This window comes from Flexivirga caeni (assembly GCF_003724155.1).
Taxonomy (GTDB): domain Bacteria; phylum Actinomycetota; class Actinomycetes; order Actinomycetales; family Dermatophilaceae; genus Flexivirga; species Flexivirga caeni.
The window spans coordinates 15,213-41,155 of the sequence record NZ_RJJQ01000005.1 but is presented as its reverse complement, the minus strand read 5'-3'; the positions used below and the strand labels follow the sequence as shown (position 1 = coordinate 41,155).

Annotated in this window: 26 protein-coding genes and 1 pseudogene; 14 read left to right on the top strand and 13 right to left on the bottom strand. The window is 70.2% G+C overall.

All coding sequences use genetic code 11. The features are described from left to right. Positions 1 to 32: 32 nt before the first annotated feature. Positions 33 to 572 carry a DinB family protein gene (locus EFY87_RS07040; RefSeq protein WP_123270768.1) on the bottom strand — a complete coding sequence of 180 codons (540 nt, stop codon included), beginning with the start codon at positions 570 to 572 and terminating at the stop codon, positions 33 to 35. 29 nt (positions 573 to 601) lie between these two features. Further along, positions 602 to 1,447: an alpha/beta hydrolase gene (locus tag EFY87_RS07035; RefSeq protein WP_123270767.1), complete on the bottom strand. Its 846-nt coding sequence runs from the start codon at positions 1,445 to 1,447 to the stop codon at positions 602 to 604. Positions 1,448 to 1,529: 82 nt separating this feature from the next. On the opposite strand from EFY87_RS07035, the gene EFY87_RS07030 reads away from it, so the two are divergent. The 3 genes from EFY87_RS07030 to EFY87_RS07020 are packed head-to-tail and all read left to right on the top strand — an operon-like array spanning position 1,530 to position 3,373. Continuing rightward, positions 1,530 to 1,901: a nuclear transport factor 2 family protein gene (locus EFY87_RS07030; protein WP_158607540.1), complete on the top strand. Its 372-nt coding sequence runs from the start codon at positions 1,530 to 1,532 to the stop codon at positions 1,899 to 1,901. 10 nt (positions 1,902 to 1,911) lie between these two features. Further along, on the top strand, positions 1,912 to 2,907 hold the full coding sequence (locus EFY87_RS07025) for a phosphotransferase (protein ID WP_158607539.1): 996 nt from the start codon (positions 1,912 to 1,914) through the stop codon (positions 2,905 to 2,907). Between the two features lie 25 nt (positions 2,908 to 2,932). Then, positions 2,933 to 3,373, top strand: a complete 441-nt coding sequence (locus EFY87_RS07020; RefSeq protein WP_123270764.1) for a GNAT family N-acetyltransferase — start codon at positions 2,933 to 2,935, stop codon at positions 3,371 to 3,373. A gap of 35 nt (positions 3,374 to 3,408) precedes the next feature. Here the strand turns inward: EFY87_RS07020 and EFY87_RS07015 are convergent, their stop codons facing one another. Both EFY87_RS07015 and EFY87_RS07010 read right to left on the bottom strand, forming a co-directional pair. Then, complete coding sequence (locus EFY87_RS07015; RefSeq protein ID WP_123270763.1) at positions 3,409 to 4,218, bottom strand: acyl-CoA thioester hydrolase/BAAT C-terminal domain-containing protein; 810 nt, start codon at positions 4,216 to 4,218, stop codon at positions 3,409 to 3,411. Between the two features lie 36 nt (positions 4,219 to 4,254). After that, positions 4,255 to 5,640, bottom strand: a complete 1,386-nt coding sequence (locus EFY87_RS07010) for an HNH endonuclease (protein ID WP_158607538.1) — start codon at positions 5,638 to 5,640, stop codon at positions 4,255 to 4,257. 407 nt (positions 5,641 to 6,047) lie between these two features. Between EFY87_RS07010 and EFY87_RS07005 the strand changes: the two genes are divergently transcribed. From EFY87_RS07005 to nagB, 3 genes are all read left to right on the top strand, one after another. After that, positions 6,048 to 6,482: a protein-tyrosine phosphatase family protein gene (locus EFY87_RS07005; protein ID WP_123270761.1), complete on the top strand. Its 435-nt coding sequence runs from the start codon at positions 6,048 to 6,050 to the stop codon at positions 6,480 to 6,482. Between the two features lie 129 nt (positions 6,483 to 6,611). Then, positions 6,612 to 6,929, top strand: coding sequence for an NUDIX hydrolase (locus EFY87_RS07000; RefSeq protein WP_158607537.1), 318 nt, complete (start codon positions 6,612 to 6,614; stop codon positions 6,927 to 6,929). Between the two features lie 23 nt (positions 6,930 to 6,952). Then, positions 6,953 to 7,744: a glucosamine-6-phosphate deaminase gene (nagB, locus tag EFY87_RS06995; protein ID WP_123270890.1), complete on the top strand. Its 792-nt coding sequence runs from the start codon at positions 6,953 to 6,955 to the stop codon at positions 7,742 to 7,744. A gap of 18 nt (positions 7,745 to 7,762) precedes the next feature. Here nagB and mtr read toward each other — a convergent pair whose 3' ends face one another. Beyond that, positions 7,763 to 9,133 carry a mycothione reductase gene (gene mtr, locus EFY87_RS06990; protein WP_123270759.1) on the bottom strand — a complete coding sequence of 457 codons (1,371 nt, stop codon included), beginning with the start codon at positions 9,131 to 9,133 and terminating at the stop codon, positions 7,763 to 7,765. A 208-nt stretch (positions 9,134 to 9,341) separates the two neighbouring features. On the opposite strand from mtr, the gene EFY87_RS06985 reads away from it, so the two are divergent. Next, a complete protein-coding gene (locus EFY87_RS06985; RefSeq protein WP_123270758.1) occupies positions 9,342 to 10,676 on the top strand; it encodes an MFS transporter in 1,335 nt (444 codons plus the stop codon). Here the strand turns inward: EFY87_RS06985 and EFY87_RS06980 are convergent. The 3 genes and pseudogenes from EFY87_RS06980 to EFY87_RS06970 form a co-directional block, all read right to left on the bottom strand. Next, positions 10,576 to 11,757 carry an SIS domain-containing protein gene (locus EFY87_RS06980; RefSeq protein ID WP_123270757.1) on the bottom strand — a complete coding sequence of 394 codons (1,182 nt, stop codon included), beginning with the start codon at positions 11,755 to 11,757 and terminating at the stop codon, positions 10,576 to 10,578. The genes EFY87_RS06985 and EFY87_RS06980 overlap by 101 nt on opposite strands. Before the next feature lie 247 nt (positions 11,758 to 12,004). Then, positions 12,005 to 13,411, bottom strand: a pseudogene (locus EFY87_RS06975) (phosphomannomutase/phosphoglucomutase); the annotation flags it as partial. 11 nt (positions 13,412 to 13,422) lie between these two features. Continuing rightward, the gene (locus tag EFY87_RS06970) at positions 13,423 to 13,782 is read right to left on the bottom strand and encodes a DUF3499 domain-containing protein (RefSeq protein ID WP_245988518.1); all 360 of its coding nucleotides are present in this window, start codon (positions 13,780 to 13,782) and stop codon (positions 13,423 to 13,425) included. A gap of 78 nt (positions 13,783 to 13,860) precedes the next feature. On the opposite strand from EFY87_RS06970, the gene EFY87_RS06965 reads away from it, so the two are divergent. Together EFY87_RS06965 and EFY87_RS06960 are read left to right on the top strand one after the other, a co-directional pair. Next, entirely contained in the window at positions 13,861 to 14,253 is a 393-nt protein-coding gene (locus tag EFY87_RS06965; protein ID WP_123270755.1) for a metallopeptidase family protein, read from the top strand. A gap of 1 nt (position 14,254) precedes the next feature. Beyond that, on the top strand, positions 14,255 to 15,088 hold the full coding sequence (locus tag EFY87_RS06960; protein WP_158607536.1) for an SDR family oxidoreductase: 834 nt from the start codon (positions 14,255 to 14,257) through the stop codon (positions 15,086 to 15,088). A 9-nt stretch (positions 15,089 to 15,097) separates the two neighbouring features. Here EFY87_RS06960 and EFY87_RS06955 read toward each other — a convergent pair whose 3' ends face one another. The 3 genes from EFY87_RS06955 to EFY87_RS06945 are packed head-to-tail and all read right to left on the bottom strand — an operon-like array spanning position 15,098 to position 20,015. Then, the gene (locus EFY87_RS06955; protein WP_148043276.1) at positions 15,098 to 16,510 is read right to left on the bottom strand and encodes a DUF5719 family protein; all 1,413 of its coding nucleotides are present in this window, start codon (positions 16,508 to 16,510) and stop codon (positions 15,098 to 15,100) included. Beyond that, on the bottom strand, positions 16,507 to 19,692 hold the full coding sequence (locus EFY87_RS06950; RefSeq protein ID WP_148043275.1) for a glycosyltransferase: 3,186 nt from the start codon (positions 19,690 to 19,692) through the stop codon (positions 16,507 to 16,509). Before EFY87_RS06950 ends, EFY87_RS06955 begins: the two co-directional genes overlap by 4 nt. A 59-nt stretch (positions 19,693 to 19,751) precedes the next feature. Further along, positions 19,752 to 20,015 carry a WhiB family transcriptional regulator gene (locus EFY87_RS06945; protein WP_123270888.1) on the bottom strand — a complete coding sequence of 88 codons (264 nt, stop codon included), beginning with the start codon at positions 20,013 to 20,015 and terminating at the stop codon, positions 19,752 to 19,754. A gap of 210 nt (positions 20,016 to 20,225) precedes the next feature. Between EFY87_RS06945 and cofD the strand changes: the two genes are divergently transcribed. Continuing rightward, positions 20,226 to 21,194 carry a 2-phospho-L-lactate transferase gene (gene cofD, locus EFY87_RS06940; RefSeq protein WP_123270751.1) on the top strand — a complete coding sequence of 323 codons (969 nt, stop codon included), beginning with the start codon at positions 20,226 to 20,228 and terminating at the stop codon, positions 21,192 to 21,194. Further along, positions 21,191 to 22,210: a coenzyme F420-0:L-glutamate ligase gene (locus EFY87_RS06935; RefSeq protein WP_123270750.1), complete on the top strand. Its 1,020-nt coding sequence runs from the start codon at positions 21,191 to 21,193 to the stop codon at positions 22,208 to 22,210. Before cofD ends, EFY87_RS06935 begins: the two co-directional genes overlap by 4 nt. Position 22,211: 1 nt before the next feature. On the opposite strand, the gene EFY87_RS06930 is transcribed toward EFY87_RS06935, so the two are convergent. Then, positions 22,212 to 23,150, bottom strand: a complete 939-nt coding sequence (locus tag EFY87_RS06930) for a DNA-3-methyladenine glycosylase family protein (RefSeq protein ID WP_123270749.1) — start codon at positions 23,148 to 23,150, stop codon at positions 22,212 to 22,214. Further along, on the bottom strand, positions 23,147 to 23,893 hold the full coding sequence (locus tag EFY87_RS06925) for a hypothetical protein (protein WP_148043274.1): 747 nt from the start codon (positions 23,891 to 23,893) through the stop codon (positions 23,147 to 23,149). Before EFY87_RS06925 ends, EFY87_RS06930 begins: the two co-directional genes overlap by 4 nt. 41 nt (positions 23,894 to 23,934) lie before the next feature. Between EFY87_RS06925 and EFY87_RS06920 the strand changes: the two genes are divergently transcribed. From EFY87_RS06920 to EFY87_RS06910, 3 genes are read left to right on the top strand one after another with little or no spacing between them, the layout of a single operon-like run. After that, a complete protein-coding gene (locus EFY87_RS06920; RefSeq protein ID WP_123270747.1) occupies positions 23,935 to 24,531 on the top strand; it encodes a TIGR03089 family protein in 597 nt (198 codons plus the stop codon). A gap of 10 nt (positions 24,532 to 24,541) precedes the next feature. Beyond that, on the top strand, positions 24,542 to 25,315 hold the full coding sequence (locus EFY87_RS06915) for a CoA transferase subunit A (RefSeq protein WP_123270746.1): 774 nt from the start codon (positions 24,542 to 24,544) through the stop codon (positions 25,313 to 25,315). Then, positions 25,315 to 25,941 (top strand): CoA transferase subunit B, encoded by a 627-nt coding sequence (locus tag EFY87_RS06910; protein WP_123270745.1) that lies wholly within the window; start codon positions 25,315 to 25,317, stop codon positions 25,939 to 25,941. The genes EFY87_RS06915 and EFY87_RS06910 overlap by 1 nt, the downstream gene beginning before the upstream one ends. Positions 25,942 to 25,943: the final 2 nt, after the last annotated feature.

Genomic DNA, 25,943 nt, shown 5'->3' with positions numbered 1-25,943 from the left:
GGGTCATCACCCACGCCGGTGCGACCTGCAGTCTACCTGTGCGGCGAAGTTGCGCCGACGTCGTGCAGGTGGTGGACGAGGTCGTGCAGGCAGTATTGCCCCAGTGTCAGCACGGTGAAGTGTGAGCCGTTGCTGCGCAATCCGCGGCGCTGCCATGCGTCGTCGGGCACCTCGTCGTAGTCGTCGGCAAGTTCACCGGCCCCCGTGTGTATGGCGTCCGCCACCGACACCGGGTCCTGCAGGGCGTAGTTGCCTGCTGCGGCCGCTGCGTCCTGGTCCCAGTTGTCGAAGACGGCGTCGTCGTTCGTCAGCATCAGGGTGAGGCGGTCGTCGAAGACGCGGCATACATCGCGCACGTGGGCGCCGTATTCGAGATCGGACCACTTCCCCGGGGTCCGGCGGACTGTGGCGTCCGGCCTCGCGAGAACGTCCTCCCACGGGTCCGCGGCGGCCCGGATCTGCGCACCGAGCTGCTCGCCGGTGACCTTCGATGCGTCGAATCCGCAGTCAGGACAACGGCGTTCGATCACCCAAGTCCAGTCCTTGTCGTCGGGGACGATGGTGTCGGTCATGTGTGCTCCTCGAGGTTTCGGCGCCGTCGTCAGTCGCGCCAGAGCCAGCGCAGCGCGTCGGGCAGCAGCACGCCGCCCTGGTTTCCGAGGTGTGGACCTTCGCCGAGCACCAATCGGAAGTCGTATGCCGCTTCGGCGAGTGCCGCTGCGGTGCGGAGGTTTTCGGCAAACCAGTTGTCCTCCGGCTCGTTCCAGCCAATGTCGCGATGGTTCTCCTGCAGGAAGATGCGCAGCGGCTTGCGGGCCGTCGCCCGGAGCAACTCCGGATACGGATTGCCACCAGGGATCTGCGCAAAGCTGGACACCAAGGCGATGACCTTGCTGAAGGCGTCCGGGCGGTGCCACGCGGCCGTCACACCGCAGTTGCCCCCGCTGCTCCCGCCGCACAGGCCACGCCCGGTGGGGTTATCGATGGTCGGGGCAATCTCATGGACGCGAGGCAGCACCTCGTCGAGCAGAAAGGTTGCATACCGACCATCAAAGACGTCGTACTCGGCGTTGCGGTTCTTGCGCCTGCGTGGATCGTCAATGTCCGGGAAGACACCCGGGTCGACGAAGACGCCAATCATCGGCGGGATGGCCCCCGCGTGGATCAGATTGTCCAGAACGATCGCCCCGCGGACGCCATCGGCCGGGTCGAGATACCACCAGCCGTCCTGGAAGATCATCACCGGCAACGGCGCCGCGGACGAGTCCGCCGGACGATGCACCCACACGGTTCGCTCGGTACCCGGGTAGATCTCACTGTCGTTCAGGACGAACTCCGACGTGATGCCTGGCTGCACGTCGTCATGCCGCACCGAGTAGGGGCCGTGCTCGTAGGTGACGTCGGACTGGTCAATCGGCAGCGGAAAATACGGGATCCGGACCGTCATACCCATGAGGTTACGGTGCTGCTCGTCGACCGACCACTGTCGGCCGTTCGGGATGTCGGCGCAGCCACCTAACGTTCATCGTATGGCGACCGCAGAGGAACTACTTCGGGCCTTGTGCGACCGGATCGACGCGCACGACTGGGCTGCGCTCGCCAGGTTGCTGCATCCCGAGTTCGTATGCCGTTTGGCGCACACCGGCGAGCAGTTCGGCGGTCCGGACTGGGTCCGGTTCAACGCGGAGTATCCGGGTTTCGAACAGCTGGAGCTTCTCGACCTGGTCGCCTCCGGAAACCGCGCGGTGTGTCGTGCTCGCGTCGTCGGAGGATCACAAGGCAGCGACGAGGAGTTCCAGGTGGCCGGCTTCATCACGCAGCGTGACGGCCTCATCGCCGAGCTTGTCGAGGTGTGGGCGGATTGCGACGCGACGCCACCCGATGGGACCCGCGTGCAGTAGGAAGGACGGCATGGGCTCCGAGATGCTGGGCGACGTGCTACGCGCCTTCGGCATACCCGGTGAGGTCGTGGCGACTGATGAGGTCGGCCGCGCGTGGTCCAACCGGGTGTCGTCGGTGCGGACGACGGGTGCGCACGTCGCGGTGAAGGAGCTGCTGAATCCGTGGGGTGACCCGCACTGGCGACTCTGGCTCGACGAAGCTATTTCGTTCGAGCGCAAGGCAATTGCGGCCGGAGTCCGAGCGCCCGCGCTCCTGGTGACGCCGTCGGGCGAGGCCGTGGTGAGGGTCGCTGGACGCCACTTCCGGGCACACGAGTGGATCGCCGATGCTGAGCCGTGTCCGGGTGGTCCGGTTGCGATGCCGATCGCGCGGGCTGTCGCGAGAGACCTGGCGACCATGCACGCACTACGGGTCGAGCCGACCCGGACCGACATCTTTCCTGCACCGAGCACCGCAACGTGCTCGGGCTGGCCGCAGTTGGTGGCTGAGCTGCGGCGCCGGCGCTCCCCTCTTGCCGCGACGGCTGAGTCTGTCTGGGGCGCAGTTGATTTCGTCCGGGTCAGCTGTGACTCTCGTCCGGCGCGGTCGCAGCGGACGGTGATGTCACACGGCGATGTCGACCAGAAGAATCTGCTGCTCTCCGGTGGCGGCCCGTGGCTGGTTGACTGGGATGTTGCGGCGCCATGGGCGTCGGCGGAGGAGGCGCTGCGCACGGCAATGTCCCTTGCCGACTGGACCGACCCGGCCGTGGCCGGGGACTTCTTGTCGGCATACGCCGCGGCCGGTGGGGACGAGGCGCCGCCAGATGGGGGGCTGCTGGCGGTTGACTTGCGCATCAGCATCGACTGGCTCGACCGATGCCTTCGCATCGCGTCGGGTCTGTTGCCGGCCGATCCGCAGCGGATCGCCGAGGCCCGGGAGCAGGCCGCGAGCGGGCTGCGCACGCTCACCGCCCGCACCGCGATCGCGGCCGACTTGCCGCGGTGGCTGTCTTCGATCGACTGACCGGTCCAAGATCTACGGTGGTCTCATGCCAGCAGCCGTCGAGATCGTGCACGTATCGCGCCCGTCGCGCAAATTGCATTCCGCCGTCACGAGATTGATCTCAGAGTTGTCGTCGTCTGCCGCTCTGTTGCCGTATGACGCCTTCACCGATCTGGTCAGTCACGACGCGATCGACCTGTTCGTCGCTGTCCGTTCGACCGACGTCGTCGGCATGCTCACACTCGCAACGTTCCCTTGCCCGACAGGAGTTCGAGCCTGGATCGAGGACGTCGTGGTCTCCGAGGATGCGCGTGGCTCGGGCGCAGGTAGCGATCTCGTGCGCGCCGCAATCGAGCGGGCTGCAGCACTCGGCGCGCGCACGATCGATCTGACGTCACGGCCGGACCGGGCAGCAGCTAACCGGCTGTATCAACGGCTGGGTTTTGAGCTGCGGGATACGAACGTCTACCGGGTCGTGCCGGGGTAGTTCAGCTGGCTTCTCGGTGGCTGTCGTCGGCGTAATCAGTTCAGTAGCAACGCTTTCTGGATCTCCGGCCATGCGAGAGCCCCCAGTCTTTGTGGCGCGTCTTCATCTCCGCCAACCTGATAGGGGCGTGTCGGGTCCGGTGGCGTCTCTCCTGGCAGCACGATCGGGTGCACCGCATTCGCGTCCTCGACAAGCACGGTTTCCAGTCCGTGTCGCGCGCGTCGGCGCACAATGGCGTGAGCAGCCGGCACGCTTGGCCATACGTGATCGTCGCCGCCGGCGACCAGGACCAGGTCACCGCCATACCGTTCCGCAGGAATGGTCGCGGCTTCGATCACGGCAGGGTCCGCAGTCGCCCGACTTCGCTCGTAGTACGGCGCGAACGCCGGTCTAGCCTCCTGGACCCAGCCTCTGTCGACGGGGACGAAGGGTATGGGAGCGCCCTTCCAGGTCCACTTGCTTCGTGGCGGCGCATCGTCATCCAGATGCGCCCCTTCCCACACGAGATCTGTCGGTGCGAGCGCTACAACACTCGCAACTCTCGGGTCACGAAGCGCCACCAGGAGTGCAGCCTCGGCACCATACGAGAGCCCGACGATCGCCAAGCGATCGCACTCCCGGGCGAGCAGGTCGAGGGCGTCCGTGAAGGTTTCGAGTGGGACTTCGCAGGGTGTTGCCGGCTGCCCCACCCCACCGAACCAGCGCAGCGCCAGGACAGTCGCGCCCGCTGCAGCAAGTGCGTCAGCTCGTCCAACGTCAAGTCGTCCGCTTGACCCCGCCAGCACCAGCACTCCGGTGCTCCCGCCGCGCGCCCAGTGGAGATCCGACTCCGAAATCCGTGTCATGCAACCCACCCTGTCAGCTCAAGCCGACCGCCGTGCTCAGCTGGCTTCTCGGTAAATGCCCTCGACCCAGATGAAGTCGATGAGGGTGCGTTCGGAGTATGAGTGGGTGGGTGGCGGTAGCCCGGGCGGACAGGGTGGGTGACTGGTCGCGACCAGGCCACCGGTCGAAGTGGTGGTTTCTCCGGCATCGCCCGTGACGGTGTAGTCGGGGTGTTCTTTGAGGTAGTTGCAGCGTTCGCAGAGTCCTTGGCCGTCGCGTTCGGTGGTGGTGCCGCCGGTGGCGACGGAGCGGATGTGGTCGATGTGGCGGATCTTCCCGTTGCAGTACGGCGTCCGGCAGGTTTGATCCCGCAATCGGATGAGGTGGGCGAGTAACCCGGGGTAGGTGCGTGCCCGGGATTCCATGCCGATCAGGTCGCCGGTGCCGGGGTGGGTGAACAACCGGCGCACCTGCACCCGGACGGCCTTGCTGGTGCCGGTGCCCGAGCCCTTCCTGGTGTCCTTGCCCTTGCCGGTGTCGGGGTGGTCCACGAGTTGGCGGGCGAGGTCGGCGGGGATGGGTCCGTATCCGGGTAGGTGGGCTGGGGTGTCCCCGGTCAGGGTGTCGACGGGCATCAGCAGGTTGACCTGGATGTCGACCCCGTCGGCGCGCGACCGGCCGGTGACGCGTTCGGTCAGGGTGTCGGCCATGACTTGCCCTTGGGACCGGTCGTCGCCGGGGTCGGCACGGGACTCAGTGACGGCGGTGGTGAGTGCCGCGTAGCAGGCGACCCCGTCCTTGACCGGCAGGAGCGCGGTGAGCTGGGTCATGCAGTCCGGTGCGGGCCGCAGCGTGACCCGCCGTTGGGTTTCCGCCCGTGCACGCCGGGCGGTGATGGTGGCGGGGTCGGCCCGGTAGGCGTGTTCCCGGGCGGTGGCTTCCAGGCGGCGGTGACTCACCACCCCCAACTGGTCGGCGACCCCGGCGTCCACCACGGCCCGGTCCTCTTTCGTAAGGCACGCGGTTTCCCGGCACAGGGTGGTGGCGTCCCATTCACTGATCACCCCGCAGGAGAGTGCGGCCAGGGTGTGCGGCATTTCCTCGACGACGGCGCGGGCGAGACCCAGCAGCCGGGACCCGAGGTGGGGTGAACACCGGCGGGCGAGTGCGACTTGGGATCCGACCAGGCGGGCGGTTTCGGCGGCATCGATCCCGCGCGGAACATCCCGGGAGGTTTGCTGCTCGTGCAGGTGGACGGTGATCCGGGCTTGCCGGGCGCTGATCGCGTTCTTCACTTCCTCCAGTGCCCGTAGTTCGGCCAGCAGGTCCGTGTCGCTGCCCACTGTGATGGGTGCGGTCAGCCGTTCGCGGAACGCGGACACCACAGCGGTACTGAAGACGGCCCGGCCGTCTCCTGTGCTGTTTCCGGTGGTGTCGTCCATGTGTTCGAGTATACCCGAATCCTGTTTGAATGCAACAGTTTTCGCGACAATTTGTTGTGCACATCCCCCTCGTTTCGGCCAGGTTGTGCACAGGCCGTGGGGTGGGGGTCCCGAAGCCTCGACCGTCGAAGGTTGCGTACGCTGACGCGGCATTAGGCGTCCCGAAGCTTCGACCGTCGAGGGTTGCGCACGCCGACGCGAGCCCGCCCTGGGCCGCCCACCCATCGAAACCAGCCATCCTCCGCCGAGCGGAGTACTTCACCGCCGACCGGGGTACATATCCACGCGAATCCGCGCGGTGGATGTACCCCGCTCGGTGCGTAACTACCCCGCTCGGCGCGGACTCGATCCCGCTCCTCCGATCAGGGCACCACCCGACGAGCCAGCTCACGGCATACGGTTGAACCATGACCACCTGGGACGCGACGGACGAACGCGTGCTGACGCTCCCGTCCGGGCGGCGCGTTCGTGGCCGCGGGCTCGGCGCGCACGCCGGGCTGTCGCCCGACCCCGACTTCGGCGTCTACCTGCTCGGCACCCCGGTCACCGGGGTGCCGTGGCAACACCGCTGGGTCGACTGGCCGGACTTCGGCATACCCACCGACCCCGGCGAGGCGGACGACGCGATCGCCGACGCCTGGCACCGCTCGGCCGACGAACGCGTGGAGGTCGCGTGCATGGGCGGGCTCGGCCGCACCGGCACCGCCCTGGCCTGCCTCGCCGTTCTCGACGGTATGACGGCCGCCGACGCCATCGCACACGTTCGTGCCCACTACGACCCGGCGGCGATCGAAACCCCCGAACAGGCCCACTACGTCGCGCAATTCGCGAAGCGGCAATGACCGAACGATGTCGCGTGCGTGTCTGCGCGTATATCGTCTGCGTGCGCGACGGCCGAATTCTCCTCTGCCATCAGGTCGCCGAAGGTCCCGCGCAGGGCAAGTGGACGCTGCCCGGGGGCCGCTGCCGCCGTGCGCGAGTGCGAGGAGGAGACCGGGCTCACCCCGACGCTCGGCGCCATCCTCGGAACCCATTCCAACACTTACGTTTCCCGCGACGGCATCGAGCGGCACGGCATCCGCATCCTGTATGCCGCGGGGCTTCCCGACGACGCACCGAAGCCAACCAGTCCGGACGACGACGAGATCGACGCGGTCGGCTGGTTCCCGGTCGACGCACTGCCCCCGGCGACCACCGAGTGGGCAACGCTCGGCGCGGCGCTCGGCAGCCGGACCACAACTGGCATCATCGAAGCAGCACACCCGCCGACCGACCCCGTCGCGCACTGATACGTCCTGAACGGAGCATTGCCATCGAAGTCATCATCCTGCCGAGTGCGGCCGAGGTCGGCCGCGTCGCAGCCGCCAAGATCGCCTCACGGGTGACCGAAAAGCCCACTGCCGTCATCGGTCTCGCGACCGGGTCCAGTCCGCAGGGCATCTATGCCGACCTGAAGCGCCGGGTCGACGCCGGCGAGCTGTCGTTCGCCCTGGCCCGCGGTTTCGCCCTCGACGAATACCTCGGCATCCCGGCCGACCACCCGCAGTCCTACCTCAGTGTGATCCGCCGGGACGTCGTCGAGCCGCTCGGCTTCAACCCGGATCGCGTGCACGTGCCGGACGGCCGGGCCGCCGACCCGGAGTTCGCCGCCCGGTCCTACGACAGCGCGATCGCGGCCGCGGGCGGCGTCGACATCCAGATCCTCGGCATCGGCGCCAACGGGCACATCGGATTCAACGAACCGACGTCATCCTTCGCCTCCCGAACGCGCGTCAAGACACTGGCTCCGCAGACGCGAGAAGACAATTCACGATTCTTCGACTCACTCGACCAGGTGCCGACCCACTGTATGACGCAAGGCCTGGGCACCATCCTGGACGCCCGGGAACTGCTGCTCGTCGCCCAGGGCGATGGCAAGGCCCACGCCATCGCAGCCGCCGTCGAGGGCCCGCTCAGTTCGTTCGTGCCAGCGTCGGCGCTGCAACTCCACGAACACGCGACGGTCATCGTGGACGAGGCGGCCGCCACCGGGCTGAAGCTGTCGGACTACTACCGCTACACCTACCGGAGCAAGCCGCACTGGCAGCTGTTCGACCGCGACTGACCCCCGGGCGACCAGACCTCAGTCGAATTCCAGTCCGAGCAAAGCGTTCTCGACGACCTCCGCGAGCGCGGGATGGATCCAGTACTGCCCGCGTGCCACGTCGGGCGCGGTCTGGTCGAAGCTCATTGCCTGGATCACCGGCTGGATGAGTGTGCTCGCCATCGGGCCCATCACATGGGCACCGAGCAGCTGCTGGGTCTGCCGGTCGGCGATCACCTTGAAGATGCCCGTGGTGTCCTCCATCGCCCAGCCGTATGCCGTGTCGCCATACCGCTGCACCTTGATGGTGATCTCGCGTCCGCTCTCTCGCGCGACCGCCTCCGTCATACCGACCGACGCAATCTGCGGGTGGGTGAACACCGCCGATGGCACGAAACGGTGGTCGAACGCGCGCAGATCCTCCGGGTGCACCAGGTTGTGCGCGACGACACGTGCCTCGTGATTCGCGACGTGCTTCAGCTGGTATGCCGAGCTGGCGTCGCCGAGCGACCACACCCCGTCGACGGTGGTACGACCGAATTCATCGACCCGCACCCGCCCGTCGGACTCCGTTGCCACACCGGCGTTTTCGAGGCCGAGGCGCTCGGTGTTGGGGCGGCGTCCAGTTGCCACCAGCAACACCTCACCTGCCACGAGCTCGCCGGTGTCGAGCTCCAACGCCACCTCGCGTTCCGAGCTCTTGGCCCCGACAACCTTGGCGCTCAGGTGCACGTCCCATTGCTGCGCCGCCAGCGCGGTGAACTCCGCACTGATCTCGTCGTCCTCGGCGCGCAGCATCCGCGGACCGCGCGTGACGATGCTCACGTCCACGCCGAGAGCGCCGAAGACGTGCGCGAACTCCGCGGCAATGAATCCGCCGCCGAGAATCACCATGGACGAAGGGAGTTCGTCCATGCGCATCACGGTGTCGCTGGTGTGGTACGGCACGCCGGACTGCGAGATCACCTCGGGCACCACGGAATGCGCACCCGTGGCAATGACGATCTGGTCCGCTGTCACCGTCTCGACCGCATCGCCGACCTGCACCCGCAGTTCACGCGGGCCGACGAACTCCGCATGCCCTTCGTACGCCGTAGTGTTCGGTCCGTTCTCGCGGTATTCGCGGCCCCCGGCCTCGATCGGGTCGATGCGGCCGAACACGCGGTCCCGGATGTCACGCCACCGCACACCGTCCAGGGTCGCGTCCACTCCGTACTTCGCCGAGCCGCGGATCGTGTCGGCGACCTCTGCGGCATACACGAACATCTTGGTCGGAATGCACCCGACGTTGAGGCAGGTGCCGCCGAAGAGGCCTTCCTCGATCACCGCTACCCGCTTGTCGTCGAAGTCCGGTGTCACCAGGGAGTTGCCGGAGCCGGTGCCGATGATGGCCAGGTCGAAATGCGTCACCGGCCCAGCGTATGCCGGACCGCGACTCTCCCCGCATCGAGAGGCACAGCAACGCATCGAGAGGTACAGCAATTCGCGCCGTTTTTCTGTGCCGCTCGATGGGTTTGTGTGCCGGTCAATAGACGGAGTGTGTCTGAATCGTGGACATATTGACCATTATTCGGACACCCGCTGCCGCGAACGCCGCGCCTGGAGCACGCTGTCGGTCATGGGTGAACAGACCAGCATCGCGCCGCCGGGCGTCCTGGAGAACACCCACTGGCGACGCAATCTCTTTGTGTGCGTTGGCGGTTCGTTCACCACCATCGTGGCGATGACCATGCTGGTGCCCTACCTGCCGATCTTCGTCGAGCAACTCGGCGTGCACAACCAGGCATCCGTGCTGCGCTGGTCCGGCATCGCCTACAGCGCGACCTTCTTCACCGCCGCACTGACCGCACCGGTCTGGGGCGCCCTCGGCGACCGCTTCGGCCGCAAGTCGATGCTCATCCGCGCCAGCCTCGGCATGGCGATCGTGATGTCGTGCATCGGCCTGGCGCAGAACGTCTGGCAGCTGGTCGCGCTCCGGCTCCTGACCGGGCTGCTCGGCGGATATGCGTCCGGATCGACGATCCTAGTCGCCGCGCAGACCCCCAAGGAACGCAGCGCCTGGGCCCTCGGGATCCTGTCCGGAGGCGTCATGGCCGGCAACATCGTCGGACCGCTCTTCGGCGGTTTCGCCCCTGAGCTCGTCGGGGTGCGCACCACCTTCTTCGTGGCGGGCGGCCTCATCTTCCTCGCCTTCGTGGCCACCACCACGCTGCTGCACGAGGACCGGAAACCGCCACGCGCCAAGGAGACCCGGCGCGAACGGACCTGGCCGCAGCTCCCGCAGCCGACCATCGTCGCCATGCTCCTCGTCACGTCGAGCCTGCTGCTCTTCGCCACCATGTCGGTGGAGCCCACGATCACCGTCTTCGTCGCGCAGCTGCTGCACAGCACCAGCCATGCGTCATTCGCCGCCGGCGCGATCATGGCGCTCGGCGCCGCGGGCAGCATCGTCTCGGCGCCCAGGCTGGGCAGACTCGGCGACCGCATCGGTCATCTCACCGTGATCGTCGGCTCACTCACCATCGCCGGCCTGTTGCTGCTCGCGCAGTCGGCCGCGCCCAACGTCCTCGTGCTGGCGATCCTGCGTCTGCTGATGGGTGCCGCGCTCGGCGGCCTGCTGCCGGCCATCACCGCCGCCATCCGGCACCGGGTGCCGGACCACGTCGTCGGCCGGGTGCTCGGTCTCTCGGTGTCGGCGCAGTACGTCGGGCAGGTCGCCGGCCCGCTGATGGGTGGGTATGTCGGTGCTCATCTCGGCCTGCGCGCGGTCTTCGTGATCACCGCCGTGGTGCTGCTCGCAATCGCTGCTGTGGACGCGGTGGTCATCCGCCGGGTGCCGGGCCGGCGCCTGATCAGGCCCCGGACGTGCGATCGCGCAGATCGGCGACGTGCGGCGACACGGCGGGGTCCACGCCGAGCCCGAGTGCGAGATAGGTCGCCGCGAAGTCGGTGAGCGCCATCAGTTCGGCCAGCCGCGCGACCGGATGCCCTGCCGTTGCGGTGGATTCGATCACGTGAGCACCTGCGGCCCTCGCGGTGGTCAGCACGGCCTCGGTGAGTGCCTGCGCGGCGTCGCTCTCCGGGCTGGGCGGCTGCACGGGTGCGTCGCGCAGCATCATGACACCCAGTTTCGGCTGGGCCGGAGCATCGAGGAACGGGTCGGCGAAGATGTCCGCCTGCCGGGCGGCTGCAGCGCCCACGCCACCTCCGGCAGTGAACGGGCCGTCGAAGCACGCGACGACCTGCGATGCTGCGTCGGGCAGTTCTCCCCAGGTGGCCGGGATCCGCGCGGTCTGCGCCAGCATGGCGGCCGCACGACGTGCCGCCACCCCGGCCAGGGCACCGTCGCCCAGCACGACCGGCACGGTCTCGGCAGCCTGCACGGCGATCAGCTTCGCCGGGTTGACGAACGCCTCGGACGACGGGCGGCACGCCTCCGCCTGCTCATCGAGGCGCGTGGCGACCTCGGGCAGCACCGACCGCGGGACGTCGATCAGGCCGAGTGCGTCGCCGGCCATCAACACGGGAGTCAGCAACGACCACAACGAGGTTCGCGACGACGCGCGACCTCGGCCGACCCCGATGTGCACGCCGCGAGCGCGGTGGCTGAGCTCGGCCAGTGGCGAGTCCTCGGCGCCCACCGTGAGCAGCGCGGAGCCACGCCGCGCTGCCTCGCGGGCGACTGCGACCGGTCCTTCCGCCCGCCCGGACAGCGACACCGCGATGACCAGGTCGAGGGGGCCGACCCAGCCCGGCAGCGGCAGGTTGCGGCGCACCGTCACCGGCACGGGCGACGAAGGTTCGGCGAGCATCTCGAGCACGTCGGCCACCACCGCGCTGCCGCCCAGCGCCGCGACCACGACCGACCGGGGACGCTCGCCATAACTGACGCGTTCGACTCCGCCTTCCTCGGACAGCGTGACCGCCTCCCGCACCTGCGCGCCCGCCGTCGCCAGCGCGCGCAGCGAGTCTCGTGAATCGCGTCGGGCCAGTTCGTCCGGGTCGTCGAGGGTCGCCTCGTCCAGGTAGGGCATGTCAGCCGGATCAGACTGTGAACACTCTGGATTCGTCCGCCAACAGCACCGGGACGCCGCCCTCGATGGGATAGCCCCGGCGCTGGCCCGGCCCTCCGCAGTCGGCCGCGCACTGCAACTCGGCGCCGCCATCAGGGCCCGTCGCGTCGACGAGCTCATGGAGCCCCACTGGGCACCGCAGGATCTCGCGCAACCACGGGTCGATCACGCCGCCGAGTTCGGCACTGGCAGTCATCGGAGTCTCTCCTTCGCGGATCTGCTGCAGGGCACCGTCGCGCACCCACTCCATGGTGGCACGGTCCGCCGCCTCGACGTTGAGGCGCAGCAGCGGCTCGGTGTTGCTCGCGCGCACGTTGAGCCACCACATCGGCGCGGCGTCATGGGTGAGTGTCAGCCCGTCGAGCAGGTCTGCCGTGACGTCCCCGTGGCGCTCCGCCCACGCGCGGACCCGCTCGGTCGCGGCCGCGCCGTCGGTCACGCGCGAGTTGATCTCGCCCGAGGCGGCATACCGGCTGTATGCCGCGGCCAGCGCCGACAATGGCTCGTCCTGCTCCCCCAGCGCCGCCAGCACATGCATCGCGGCCAGCATGCCCGTGTCGGCATACCAGAAGTCCTTGAAGTAGTAGTGCGCCGAGTGCTCCCCGCCGAAAACAGCCTGGTGCGAGGCCATTTCGGCTTTGATGAAGGAGTGCCCGACGCGGGTGCGGACCGGCTCGCCGCCGTACTCCGCGATGATCTCGGGCACCCCACGCGACGAGATCAGGTTGTAGACGATGCGCGCGCCCTCACCGGCCTTGGCGATCTCCCGGGTCGCGACCAGTGCCGTCACGGCGGACGGGCTGACCGGCTCCCCGCGCTCGTCCACCACGAAGCAGCGGTCGGCGTCGCCGTCGAAGGCGAGGCCGGCGTCCGCGCCCTGCTCGACGACGGCCCGCTGCAGGTCACACAGGTTCTCCGGCTCCAGCGGGTTCGCCTCGTGGTTGGGGAAGGTGCCGTCCAGCTCGAAATAGAGCGGTATGACGTCGACCGGCAACCCGGGCAGCAACCCGTCCATGCCGAGCACGGCCGGCACGGTGTAGCCGCCCATGCCGTTGCCCGCGTCGACCACGACCTTGAGCCGGCGGCTGCCCGACAAGTCGACCAGGCCGCGCAGGAACGCCGCATAGTCGCCGAGCAGATCGCGATCGGTAATCTCACCCTCGGCAGCTGCAGCAGCACGGTGTGCCGGGGAGTCCAGCCGGCCCTGCGCGAGCCGGGTGATCTCGGCGAGGCCGGTCACCTTGCTCACCGGTCGCGCGCCCGATCGGCACAACTTGATCCCGTTGTACTGCGCCGGGTTGTGGCTCGCGGTGAACATCGCGCCAGGCAGGCCGAGCGAGCCACTCGCGTAGTAGAGCCCGTCGGTCGAGCAGAGCCCGATCTGCACGACGTCGAGGCCGGTCGACGCGACGCCGCGCGCGAACGCCAGCGACAGCGCGGGTGAACTCGGCCGCATGTCGTGCCCGATGACCACCGCGCTCGCACCGTCCGGTGCGGCAACCACCTCGGCGAACGCGGCACCGATCGCGGTCGCGACCTCCTCGTTCAACTGGTCGGGGACCAGCCCGCGAACGTCATACGCCTTGCAGAAGTCGGCGAGCCGGGGTGCAGTCACGAGTGAGCAGCCTACCGGGACGGGTCCAGGCCGGGGAGGACGGTCAGCACCGGCCGTCCGCTGCTCACCGGCGCCGCGGGAGCGGGCGGCGGCGCGGCAGCGGCCCGCACCGCGTCGGCGAGGGCAAGCAGGTCGTCCGGGGTGGGCTCCGGCTCGCTCAGATCGATCGCCAGCCGCACGACGGTCCAGCCGCGCGGCGCCGTCAGCCGGGTGGTGTGGTCGGCGCACAGGTCGTAGGTGTGCGGCTCGGCGTAGGTCGCCAGCGGCCCGAGGACTGCGGTTTGATCGGCGTGCACATAGGTCAGAGTGGCGACTGCGGGCGACTTGCAGGCGGTGCGAGAACACAGGCGTTTCACTCTGGGACCGGTCACGATGTTCGACTGTAGGCCACCGCGCCGAGGGTCGCCCTCCGGCGCGCCGCGCGGCCGTCGCTGGCTTAGGGTTGGGGCATGAACTCCCGGAGCGAACGGCACGGCCGTGGCTTCCGGGGTCCGCTCGCCTGGCCGCCCGTGCCGGCGATGCGCAGCCGCTCAGCCCAGTTCGACGAGCTCGTGCTCGACGGCGTCGAAAGCCTCGAACGCCGGCTGAAGCGGAAACTGGACGACATCGAGTTCGCGGTCGAGGACGTGCCTGCCACCGACCCGCCGCCCTGGGAGGCCGACCTCGCCTTAGGCCGCGCCTTCGCGGCCAGGCGCGGCACCGCCGCCCGGGTGGTCCTCTATCGCCGCCCGATCGAGTCACGGGCGTCCGAGGACGGGGAACTCGCCGATCTGGTGTGGGATGTGCTGGCCGAACAGGTGGCACACGTCATCGGCATACATCCGGACGACCTGGAGGACTGACATGTCGCAGGCGACCGACCCGCCCCGCTTCGTGCCCGGCCTTCCCGGCATCGCCCGGCAGCCGGTGCTGGTCACCGGCGGCACGGGCACGATCGGCTCGCAGGTGGTCCGCGAACTGCTCCGGTCCGGTGTGCCCACAACGGTATTGAGCCGATCGCCGGGTCGGTCACCGCACGAGGTCCGCGAGGTCGTCGGCGACCTGACGACCGGCGCCGGCCTCGCCGAAGCGGTCGACGGAGTGCAGACCGTCATCCACTGCGCGAGCGATGCGCGGCACAGTCAGGAGGTCGACGTCGACGGCACGCGACGGCTGTGTATGACGCTGGCGCAGCACAATCCGGACGCCCGGCTGGTCAACGTCTCGATCGTCGGTTGCTGGGACAACCCGCTCCCCTACTACCGTGCCAAGGCCGCGGCCGAGACGGTCGTGACCGACTCCGGCTGCCCGCACGTGACCGCGCGCGCCACCCAGGTGCATGAACTCGTGCACCGACTGGTCGGCAGCCAGGTCGCCGGGTTCGGCGTCGGTGTGCAGGGGCTGCGGTTTGCGCCGGTCGAATCCGCTTGGCTGGCAACCCAGCTGGTCGACCTGGCGCTCGACGAAGAGCCGCCAGGTGTCCTGGAGCTTGCCGGGCCCGAGGTGCTCTCGGCGCGGGAGCTGGCGGTCCTCACCGCACATGTCGAGGGCCGGCGCGCTCCCCGCGTCGTGCGCCTGCCGGCACTGGGCGGCACCATGCGCCGCTTCGCGGAAGGGTCGAATCTGCCCGGGCCCGAGGCGATCCGGGGTGGCGCGCCATACGCTCGCTGGCTGGCCGGCAGGCAGAACAGTCGGTGACGGGAAGGTTCAGCCGCGAGCCGGCAGCAGCCGGGCCGTCGCCTGGGTGAGCATCGCCGGCTGCACCGGCACGCTCGCGAGGTAGCCGCCGGACTTGTCGTGACCGGTGACCGTGACCGCCGCGTGCAGCGCCCCCTGGCCGGTCGGGCGCAGCCAGACGGCGACCGCGTCCCGCAGCGGTATGACGACCGGCTGATTCGCCGGAACAGTCACTGCCCGGGTGCTGTCGGCACCCGACGCACCGACGGTCAGCACGTCCACCGATGCCGGCGCCGTCGCCACGAGCATCAGGCTCGCCGACCCGCTCGGGATGTCCGAGGGCAGCGCGAGACCAGCCGGTGCGGTCAGCGACGGCGCGGCCGTCGACCACGCCATGTCGGTCGTGCCATGGCTGGCCGTGCGGCTCCACGCCGCGGCCACCACCGACTCATCCGCGGTCACCCGCACGGCATAGCTGCCGGTCTTCAGCCCCGTGAGGTCGACCGCAGCAGCGGTGCCGCCGGCGACCGTCTGGACCCGGTCGGCGACCACCGCACCCGAACCGTCGATCACCCGCACCCGCACGATCGCCGGCGCGGAACCCGGCACCGCAAGACGGACGACCGGAGTGGCGCTGGTCGACGAAACCCCAGGGATCAGAATGTCTTTCGCCGGTGACTCCGGATCGGCGGACGTGCTCTCGCCCACGGGTGTCTCGCCGGTGAGCCAGACGTCGGTCAGCGACGCGACCACGCCCGCCCCGGACGCGGAGACGTGCACCGCCGCGGCAGCCAGGTCGCCACCGAAGTCGCCGAGCGTGACGACCTTGCGTTCACCGGGCGCGAGCACGACGCCCTGGACGCTCGCCGCGCGATCGGTGCCGGACGCGCCCACCACCGCCGCGTCGACCGTGGTGGGGGTCTCGGCCGGATTGACGAGGATCAGCCGGGCGACCCGCCCCGCGTCGTGGCCACCGCCGAAGAACCAGCCACTCTGCACCGGAGCGGGGCAGCTGCTGACCATCAGGCCGCGCGCCGAGGCGCCGCGGTCGAGCTGCCACTGCCCGGCGACGAGACCGGCTGCCAGCCCACCGCTGGCAACCACCCGGCCGGCGGTGCCCGACAGGAGTGCCCTCGCATCGGTGCCGCCGGGCCGCAGGGACAACTGTCCGGTGACGCCCGACGCTTCGAGCCTGCCGCGCTGGCCCGACGCCTTGACCCAGCCCGACGGCATCGACGCAACCGCCAGTGTGCCGACCACGTCGGCGCCGGTGCACGTCAGCGACTGCTGAGTGATCAGACCGGACGTGTTGTCGACGGTGACGGCCCGGACGTCGCGTGGCCGCGTGGCGTCCGCCGTGCCGGTCGCCTGCGTGGCGCCCCAGACCAGACCCGCGCCGGCGAGGGCGGCGACCGTCACCCGCACCACTCCCCAGGGGTTCATGACATCCTCCGGGACCGCCGGTTGCCGAATGGTATGGCGAGGAAGAGCACGAGGGCGCCGAGGGCGCCCTGACCGAGGGCGATCCGGCGATGCGCCACACCGGGGTCGATGACCAGCCGGCCGCCCGACGCAGGCATCGGATAACTCAGCAGCCCATCGCGCACGACGGCCGGCACGGGATGCCCGTCGATGGTCACGCGTCCGAGCTCGCGCCAGCCCGGACCCTCGGAGATCTCCAGATAGCGTCCGGCCGGCCCGGCCGGGAGCCGGGTGGTGGAGCGGGCATGCGCGGTGGTCGACGGCAGCTGTCCGACCGGAGAGCCGTGCAGTGACAGCCACACTCTGCTGCTGGCCACGACTTCTCCGCCCGGCGAGGCTGCCGGGTCAACCCGCCATACGGCCGCACGTGCGGCGCCGGAGACCTGGGTCAGCCCGGCGGCCTGTTGCAGGATCGCGGTCACCGGCGCGCGATTGCCCGGACCGTCAACGACGACGAAACCCACTGCCAATGAACGCAATCCGGCGACTGCCTGCGACGCACGGTCGGGCTCCAGCAGGGTCTGGGCCGCTGCCGCAGTCAGCGGCCCGCCGCTCGGCACGGGCTGGCGCAAGCCGGTCGCGGGCGCGCCGGTCTCGCGACCGGTCAGCTGATAGGTGATGGTGCCGGAGCCGGCGATCGTCAGCTGCAGATAGCGGACCGCACTCGGCCCGGTGAGCTGCGCGGACACCACGCTCGACGGCGCTGCCGGTGCTGCGCCCAGCGACGGGGTGGGGGTGCCCTGCCAGGCCGCGAGCGCCGTCACGGCCGCGAACACCACCCCGGCGCCGGTGGTGACACCGACCGCCAGGCGGCGCCTCGCGAGCGGTCCGCGGTCGGGCCGCTCGGCGAGCACGCCGCGCAAACCCAGCAGTGCGGCGCCGATCAGGGCCGCGGCGAAGATGTCGAGTCCGAGACCGCTCCACGGTGTCCGCACGCCATCGGACCACCGCACCAGGTGCAGGTGACTCGCCGCGAGAGCCGCCGCCAGGCCCAGCAGCCCGACCAGCGCGAGGCCGGTCGAGGCCTTCCCGAACCCGGTGCGCACCAGCCCGGCGGCACCGAGCGCCAGCACCGGCAGCCCGGCCCAGAGCCAGTAGGAGCCGGGGCCGCCCGGCTGGAGCAGCAGCAGATGCCACGGCGGGGTCGAATGCACGGTGTCGAGGCCGCCCGGTCCGGCGAGCACCGGTCGCCAATCGGTCAGCAGGGACCGGGTCCACCAGCCCAGCAGCGCCCAGGGGACGACCGCGACCGCGAGCCCGCGCAGCCGGGCCCAGCCCGGGCCGATCACCAGCAGCACGACGCCGATCACCGTCGTCAGGACCATCAGCGGCGGTGCGAACGCGCCGATCACCGCGATCACCGCGATGGTGCCGCAGGTGACCGGCGTGCTCGCCCTTCTGCGCGCGATCTCGAAGCAGCCGGCCAGCGCGAACGGGAAGAGGATGTGGCCGACGACCGGACCCAGCCGGCCGCCCGCGACAGCGGTCGTCAGCGTCGGCAGGCTCGCCCAGGCGAGCGCTGCGGCAGCGCGCGGCCAGCGGGCGTGGGTCGCGACGCGTCCGGCGCGGTAAGCGGTCAGGCCGGACAGCGGCATCGCCAGCACGAGCAGCCAGGCGACGACCGCTGCACCCGACGCGGAGCCGTGCACACCGGGTAGTTGCTGCGCGACCCAGGCGAGTGGCGCGAGCACGACGAGGTACGGCGTGGGCGTCGCAGCAGCACCCAGTCCCGGGCCGGTCCAGGCGTCGCGCCACATCCGCCATACGCCGTCGGCATTGGTGGTGAAGGGCTGCAAGGCACCGCCGGTCAGGCCGTTGCCGGCGCCCCGCAACGCACCCCCGGTGATCAGGTCACGCCAGCTCACGGCGGCTGCGGCGAGCAACGCCAGCACCAGCCACAGGCCGGGGTTGCGCCATACGCCCTGGCGACCAGACAGCACCGGCATGGACTCCGCGTCGTCGCCGACCGGGCCGGTCTCGACCGGCTCGGTCTGCGGGATGTCCCGGCGGGTGGGCTCCAGCACGATCGCGTCGCCGACGGAGGTCAGCGCGTGCTCGACGGCGCCGCGCCACGGCACGAAGACGCCCCGCAGGTTGCGGCGCCGGGTCGTGGCTCGCCCGACGAATCGCCAGCGTGCGCCGACGATGCGGGCGACCCCGAGCGGCGCTGTCGCCTGAGCGAATTCGGCGAAGGCTCGCCTCGGCCGCTTGAGCACCAGCATGAGCAGGCAGAGCAGCGTGCAGCTGACCAGGATCCACAGCGCCATGAAGGGCAGCCCGAGCAGGGAGCACCGCGCCAGGGCGACCTGCCGGTGGCGGCGGATGGTGCGCGGGCTGCGCGGCGCGGGACGGTCGACGTCGCTGTCCTTGCCCACCAGGTCCTGATGGGCGCGGGCCCGCGGGACGACGATCACCTGGCGGCCGATCAGGTGCGCACGCCAGGAGATGTCGAGGCCGTCGCCGTCGCCGTCGAAGGCCGGGTCGAAACCGCCGAGGCTCAGGTAGACGTCCCGCCGGATGAGCATGCCCGCGCTGCTGACGGCCAGCACGTCACGGCGTCCGTCGTGCTGACCCTGGTCGGGTTCGCCCTGCATGCTGGAGCCGACGTGCCGGCCGGTGCGAGTCAGGTCGATGCCGACGTTGACCAGCCGGCGAGGGTCGTCGCTGTCCAGGATCTTGCAGCCGGCGATGCCGATGCGGTCGCTCGCCGACGCGACGGTCACCAGCTGGGCGAGCGCATCCGGCGCAGGGGCACTGTCCTCGTGCAGCAGCCACAGCCATTCGTCGCGGTCACGCGGGCGGACCGGGTGACGGCGGGCCCGGCGGCGCGAGCGCAGCGGGACGACCGTGTCCTCACCGGGATCGGGAAGTGCGGTCACCGCAGTGTCGATGATCTCGGCGAACGGGGTGCCGGCCGGAACGGTGACCACCGAGATCGCCCAGTCGGCGGAGCCGATCGCGGGGTGGTCGGCCAGCAGCTCGGGCAGGCAGCGGCCTGGCGTCGCATCGATGACGACCAGGCGCTCGGGACGGCGGGTGGCGGTGAGGAGGGAATCGAGGGTGTCGTTCAGCCGTGGATGATCACTGTGCTGCACGACGAGGAGTGCGGTGACGGCGAGGCTGGTGGTGTCCTCATCCGTCACCAAGTACCCGGCACTGGTCAGCTCGGCTGCGTGCCGGGTGGCCCGGGCGTCGATCGTGGTCAGACCGCCCGCTTCTTCAGCTTCCGGCGCTCACGCTCGGACAAACCGCCCCAGATGCCGAAGCGTTCGTCGTGCGCGAGTGCGTATTCGAGGCACTCGGCCTTGACCTCGCAACCGATGCAGACCTTCTTGGCCTCTCGGGTGGATCCACCCTTCTCAGGGAAGAACGCCTCGGGGTCGGTCTGCGCGCACAACGCGCGCTCCTGCCACGAAAGCGCTGTCTCGTCCTCTACTTGCTCGAGCCCCTCGTGCAGAAAAGTCAAAAGCGTGAACTCCTGCACGGCTCCTCCTCCTCATTCGCCTGACGTGATGGGCTAATTACACGCGTGTCATTCAGATCCGTCAAGCCCGCAAATTGCTCGGGAGGCGCGTGAGACGTCGGGACCGCAACGCTTTTCGCCGTCTTCGAGCGGCGACTTCAGTTGCCCGCCGGGCGCTGCGAGCGGTCCGGTGGCGCATGCGACGATGGAGCGATGCGCATCACCGCACTCGCCGGCGGAGTCGGCGGAGCCCGATTCCTGCGCGGCCTCCTCCATCACCTGGCCGGATGGCCGGACGGCCCGCACTCCCTCACGGTCATCGGCAACACCGGCGACGACATCACCCTCTTCGGACTGCGCGTCTGCCCGGACCTCGATACGCTCCTCTACACCTTCGGCGGCGGCATCCACGAGTCGCAGGGCTGGGGCCGGGCCGACGAGACCTTCGCGGTGCAGGGCGAGCTCGCGGCATACGGGGTCGGACCGCAGTGGTTCGGCCTGGGCGACCGCGACTTCGGCACGCACATCGCCCGCAGCCAGTGGCTCGGGCAGGGTATGACGCTCAGCGAGGTGACTCGGCGCCTGGCCGGCCGGTGGGGTCTGCCCGCCGGGGGGGTGACGCTGCTGCCGATGACCGACACGCCCGTCGAGACGCACGTGGTGGTCGACGACGGCGACGGCGAGCGCGCGATCCACTTCCAGCAGTGGTGGGTGCAGCACCAGGCCGCGCTGCCCGCGAAACGCTTCGTGGTGGCCGGGCTCAACAAGGCGGTCGCGGCGCCGGGTGTCCTGGACGCGATCCGCACCGCCGACCTGGTGGTGCTGCCGCCGAGCAACCCGGTCGTGTCGATCGGCATCATCCTGTCGGTGCCCGGTGTGCGTGACGCGCTGCGCGGCACGCAGGCGCCCGTCGTGGGCGTCAGCCCCCTGGTGGGCGGAGCGCCGGTGCGCGGTCACGCCGACGCCTGCCTGTCCGCGATCGGCGTGCCGGTCACGCCCGACGGCGTTGCTGGTCTCTATGCCGACTTCCTCGACGGCTGGCTGGTCGACAAGGCCGACGAGGCTGCAATGGCAGGTGCGCAGATCGCCGTGCGGGCGATCCCGCTGCTGATGACCGATGTCAATGCTGCCGCCGAAATGGCCTCGGAGGCAATCGAACTCGGCCTGTCATTGCGCGCATGATCACGATCCGACCCGTCGGCTTCACGACCGAGGTGACCCCGGAGGTCGATCTGCCCGCACTACTGGCCGGTCTGGTGCGGCCCGAGCCCGGCGACATCCTGGTGGTCACCAGCAAAATCGTCTCCAAGTGGCTCGGGCTATATGCCGCATCGGCCGATCGCGAGGCCCTGGTGTTGCGCCAGGCCCGCGCGGTCGTGGCGGAGCGGGCGACCGAGTCCGGCGGCATCACCCGCGTGGTGCACGCCACGGCTGGGCCGGTGATGGCCGGGGCAGGCATCGACGCGTCGAACGCCGGGGACGACCGACTGCTGCTGCTGCCGGACGACGCCGACGCCGTCGCGCGGCAGTTGCGCGCCCATCTCGCCGGACTCCTTTCTCGCCCCGCGGATTTCGCAGTCCTGCTGTCCGACACGTCGGGCCGCGCCTGGCGTGCCGGGCTTACCGACTTCGCGCTCGGCGCGGCCGGGCTGCGGCCGATCGACGACCTGCGCGGGCTGCCGGACACCGCCGGCCGGGACCTCGCGGTGACGATCCGCAACATCGCCGACGAAGTGGCGTCCGCTGCCGATCTGGTGAAGGGCAAGGTCGACCGGGTGCCGGTGGCGCTGGTGTCCGGGCTGGCGGCCTACGTGACGGCCGAGGACGGTCCGGGTGCTTGCGGCCTGGTGCGCACCGGACCGTCCGACTGGTTCGGGCTCGGCCGCGCCGAGGCCGTGCGCGCAGCTCTCGGCGTCGCGCCGGGCACTCCGTCGGCGACCGAGGCGGGCATCGAGTCAGTCGCCCCGGAACCGTTGCACGAGAAGGTTTCTCGCGCTGTCCGAGTCGCACTCAGCGCCGGGGACGCGGTCGAGGTGGAGCTGGCGGCACGCGGAGCGGCCCTCGCCATACGGCTGCAGGGCGGCGACCCGGTCGCCCTCGGACGCGTGTGGGCCCGTCTGGAGGTTGCGCTGGCCGGCGAGCGCGTGTCGGCAACCGCACACCGCGACGCCACTGACGTCACGCTCACCGCCGGCTGACTCACCCCGGCAGGTGCGTGGGTATGGCGAGGCGCGACCCGCGGCGCGGCGCTCCGAGCCGGCCGGCCGTCACCAGGTGCTGGACGCGATAGCGGTGGCCCGCGTAGGGCCGCAGCAGCGCCTCCAGCTGCCGGTCGTCGACCGGGACCCCGACGAGCGCGTGCCCGATGTCCTTCGCGACGTGGTAGTCACCGAAGCTGACAGCGTCGGCATCTCCGGCGGCTCGCTGCATGGTCTCGGCGGCCGTCCAGACTCCGATGCCGGGCACCGATCGCAAGCGCTGCCAGGCCTTTTCGCGCGGCAGATTGCAGCATTCCTCGAGCCGGGCCGCCACCGACAGCGCCCGCTGCGCGGTGTCCGACCGGCTCGCGTCGACACCGGCACGCAGCCACTCCCAGCTCGGGATGCGCCGCCACGCCTCGACACTCGGCGGCACGACCAGCCGCAGTGCGGCGATCCTGTCCGCCGGGCCTGAGGCGGTCTCGCCATACCGGCGCACCAACTGCCGGTAAGCGCCGAACGCCTGCTTCCCGGTGACCCGCTGCTCGATGATCGCCGGCACCAGACTGTCCATCACGAGCCCGGATCTCGCGATGCGCCAGTGCCTTTCGGCTGCGGCGACCTGCTGCAGCGTTTCGTGGTGGATCTCGAACCCGGCCGGGTCGTCCGCACCGCCGAGCAGTTCCGGCAACCGCTGCAGCTGCCACTGCGCACCCGGGCCCCAAGCCCGTCCCACGACACGGTCACCCGTCCCGGCCGGTTCGCGGTGCAGGCGCAGCGTCACGGGCCCGTCCGGTGTGCGGGCGGCCCGCCATACGGCATGGGCGTCGGTGCGGAAGGCGGGGTCGCCCGACCCGTGCTGGAAGACCCCGACGATGGCGCCGAGGGGCACCGGGCGGCCGGGCGCGAAGTCGGCCGTGAGTGGACCGGACGGGCTCACCGTCGCCGGAAAGTCAGCAGCGCCAGCCCGAAGTTGCCGCTCTCCCCCGCGGCGACGACATTGGCCTGGCGACCCTCCTCGAGCGGGATGTCGCCGACCAGCGACAGGCCCTGCTCGTCGGCGCGGGCGATCAGCGAGCGCAGGTCGGCGACCGCGACTCCGCCTGCTTCGCGCGGGCCGAGGCGCAGCGTGATCATGATCAGCCCGCCACGACGCAGCGCCGCCGTGCCACGCGCCAGGTCCTCGTCAACCGTGAGCGGGTCGCTGGAGTGCGGGTGCAACCGCACCACGAGGTCGACCGAGCCGGCGTCGATCGCGTCGCCCACCACCTCCGGGCGCATCACGTCGACTGCCACGGGTGCGAAACCGATCTTGGTGACCCAGCGGCTGAACACCGACCGCGGACCCGCGGTGTCGACGACCACGGACCGCCGGTTGCCGTCGTCGACCACGCGCAGCAATGCCGCCACGGCTCCGAACGCCGCCCAGGCGCTCGTGTCGTCGAGCGTGCGCGCCAGGCCGAGGCGCCGCGCGGCCTTGCGAGCCAGACTCGCCTCGTCACCGTCCAGCAGCAGGCCGGTCGTGCGCACTCCCGTGAAATCGGTCGCCTTGAGCGAGACCTTCTGCTCGGCGGGGCGGGGCAGCTTCGCCGCCGTGTCACGTGCTGCTTGCCGAGCGCGACCGACCGCGCGCTGCACCGCGGGAGATCCGGAGATGCGAGCTGCCGACGAGTGAACCCTCACCCTTCGACTCTAACCTCTCGGCCGCGTCTAGGCTCGCCAGCGTGAACTCCGACGAGCTGCGCGCCGCGCTTCTTTCCGGCGATCTGTCCCGCCCCCGGCTCACCTGGTATGACGCGCACAGCGGCGAACGCATCGACCTGTCGGGCAAGACCCTTGCCAATTGGGTTGCCAAGGCGGCGAACTGGCTCGATCTGGAGATGGCGCTCGCACCCGGCGATGTGCTGGGCCTGACCATCCCGGGCGATCACTGGCGCGCGATCTACTGGTCGCTGGCCGCCTGGACACGCGGTCTCTCGGTCATCCCCGGCACCGATGCCGACGCGGTGGTGGGGCTCGTCGGCCAGCCCGATGCCGCAGACCTGGCCGAGCCCGCCGCAGCCCTGGCGCGCAGTCCGCTGCAGGCGATGTCGGACGCGATGCCACCGCCGGCAGGACCTGAACCCACCGGGGCCGCGCAACTCCCGGCCGACCTGCCCGCCGAGTCGCGGGTGCTGCTCGGCGACCAGACCGCCGACCAGATAGCTGCCCTCACCGCCGGGCTGATCGGGCACGGCTGCTCTGTGCTGGTCGTGCGCGGTGCCGACGCGCAGGCACGTGATGCCGTGCGCGCTGCCGAGGCTGTAAACATCGTCTTGTAGCCTCCGTCACATGGACAAAGTCGTCTCTTCGGCGGCGCAGGCCGTCGCCGACATCCCTTCCGGTGCGTCACTCGCGGTCGGCGGGTTCGGGTTGTGCGGGATCCCCACCGTGCTGATCCAGGCCCTGCACCAGGGTTCGGCAACCGACCTGGAGGTCATCTCCAACAACTGCGGCGTCGATGACTGGGGGCTGGGCATCCTGTTGCAGGACAAGCGGATCCGGCGGATCGTCGCGTCATACGTCGGGGAGAACAAGGAGTTCGCCCGGCAATACCTGGACGGCGAGCTCGAAGTCGAACTCACCCCGCAGGGCACCCTTGCCGAGAAGCTGCGCGCCGGCGGCGCCGGGATCCCGGCCTTCTACACCGCCACCGGGGTCGGCACCCAGATCGCCGACGGCGGGATGCCGTGGCGGTATGCCGAGGACGGTTCCGTGCAGCTGGCGTCGCCGGAGAAACAGACCCGCGAGTTCGACTTCGGCGGCACCACCAAACCCTACGTTCTCGAGGAGGCGATCGTCGCCGACTACGCCCTGGTCCGCGCGGCGAAAGGCGACCGGCACGGCAACCTGGTCTTCCACTCCAGCGCCCGCAACTTCAACCCGTTGTGCGCCATGTCCGGCAAGGTCACCATCGCCGAGGTCGAAGAGCTCGTCGAACCCGGCGAGCTGGACCCCGACCAGATCCACCTACCGGGCATCTACGTGCACCGCGTCGTCGCATTGACCCCCGAGCAGGCGACCGACAAACGCATCGAGAAGACCACGACGAGGGAGGCGAGCTGATGGCGCTCACCCGCAGCCAGATGGCCGCCCGGGCAGCCGCGGAGCTGTCCGACGGCGACTACGTCAACCTGGGCATCGGCCTGCCGACACTCGTGCCCAACTACGTGCCCGACGACGTCGAGCTGGTGCTGCAGTCCGAGAACGGCCTGCTCGGCCTCGGCGCGTACCCGACCGCGGACGCCGTCGACCCCGACCTGATCAACGCCGGCAAGGAGACCGTCACGCTGCGCCCCGGCGCGTCGATCTTCGACTCCGCGACGAGTTTCGGGATGATCCGCGGCGGCAAGATCGACGCCGCGATCCTGGGCGCGATGCAGGTCTCCGCGACCGGCGACATCGCCAACTGGACCATCCCCGGCAAGATGATCAAGGGCATGGGCGGCGCGATGGACCTGGTCCACGGCGCGAAGAAGGTCATCGTGCTGATGGAACACGTCGCCCGGGACGGCTCGCCGAAGATCCTGCCCGAATGCACCCTCCCCCTCACCGGTCAGCGAGTCGTGCAGCGCATCATCACCGACCTCGCAGTCATCGACGTCACCCCCGCCGGCCTCGCACTCATCGAGACCGCACCCGATGTCACCGAGGACGAAGTACGCGCCACCACCGGCGCACCGCTGAACTGAGC

Coding starts and splice junctions, on each gene's coding strand:
- EFY87_RS07035 (WP_123270767.1), bottom strand. CDS start 1,447: ATGACGGTCCGGATCCCGTATTTTCCGCTGCCGATTGACCAGTCCGAC.
- EFY87_RS06980 (WP_123270757.1), bottom strand. CDS start 11,757: ATGCCCTACCTGGACGAGGCGACCCTCGACGACCCGGACGAACTGGCC.
- EFY87_RS07040 (WP_123270768.1), bottom strand. CDS start 572: ATGACCGACACCATCGTCCCCGACGACAAGGACTGGACTTGGGTGATC.
- EFY87_RS06910 (WP_123270745.1), top strand. CDS start 25,315: ATGGCGCTCACCCGCAGCCAGATGGCCGCCCGGGCAGCCGCGGAGCTG.
- EFY87_RS06915 (WP_123270746.1), top strand. CDS start 24,542: ATGGACAAAGTCGTCTCTTCGGCGGCGCAGGCCGTCGCCGACATCCCT.
- EFY87_RS07025 (WP_158607539.1), top strand. CDS start 1,912: ATGGGCTCCGAGATGCTGGGCGACGTGCTACGCGCCTTCGGCATACCC.
- EFY87_RS07030 (WP_158607540.1), top strand. CDS start 1,530: ATGGCGACCGCAGAGGAACTACTTCGGGCCTTGTGCGACCGGATCGAC.
- EFY87_RS07005 (WP_123270761.1), top strand. CDS start 6,048: ATGACCACCTGGGACGCGACGGACGAACGCGTGCTGACGCTCCCGTCC.
- EFY87_RS06985 (WP_123270758.1), top strand. CDS start 9,342: ATGGGTGAACAGACCAGCATCGCGCCGCCGGGCGTCCTGGAGAACACC.
- EFY87_RS06935 (WP_123270750.1), top strand. CDS start 21,191: ATGATCACGATCCGACCCGTCGGCTTCACGACCGAGGTGACCCCGGAG.
- EFY87_RS07010 (WP_158607538.1), bottom strand. CDS start 5,640: ATGGACGACACCACCGGAAACAGCACAGGAGACGGCCGGGCCGTCTTC.
- EFY87_RS07015 (WP_123270763.1), bottom strand. CDS start 4,218: ATGACACGGATTTCGGAGTCGGATCTCCACTGGGCGCGCGGCGGGAGC.
- cofD (WP_123270751.1), top strand. CDS start 20,226: ATGCGCATCACCGCACTCGCCGGCGGAGTCGGCGGAGCCCGATTCCTG.
- EFY87_RS07020 (WP_123270764.1), top strand. CDS start 2,933: ATGCCAGCAGCCGTCGAGATCGTGCACGTATCGCGCCCGTCGCGCAAA.
- EFY87_RS06960 (WP_158607536.1), top strand. CDS start 14,255: ATGTCGCAGGCGACCGACCCGCCCCGCTTCGTGCCCGGCCTTCCCGGC.
- EFY87_RS06965 (WP_123270755.1), top strand. CDS start 13,861: ATGAACTCCCGGAGCGAACGGCACGGCCGTGGCTTCCGGGGTCCGCTC.
- EFY87_RS06955 (WP_148043276.1), bottom strand. CDS start 16,510: ATGAACCCCTGGGGAGTGGTGCGGGTGACGGTCGCCGCCCTCGCCGGC.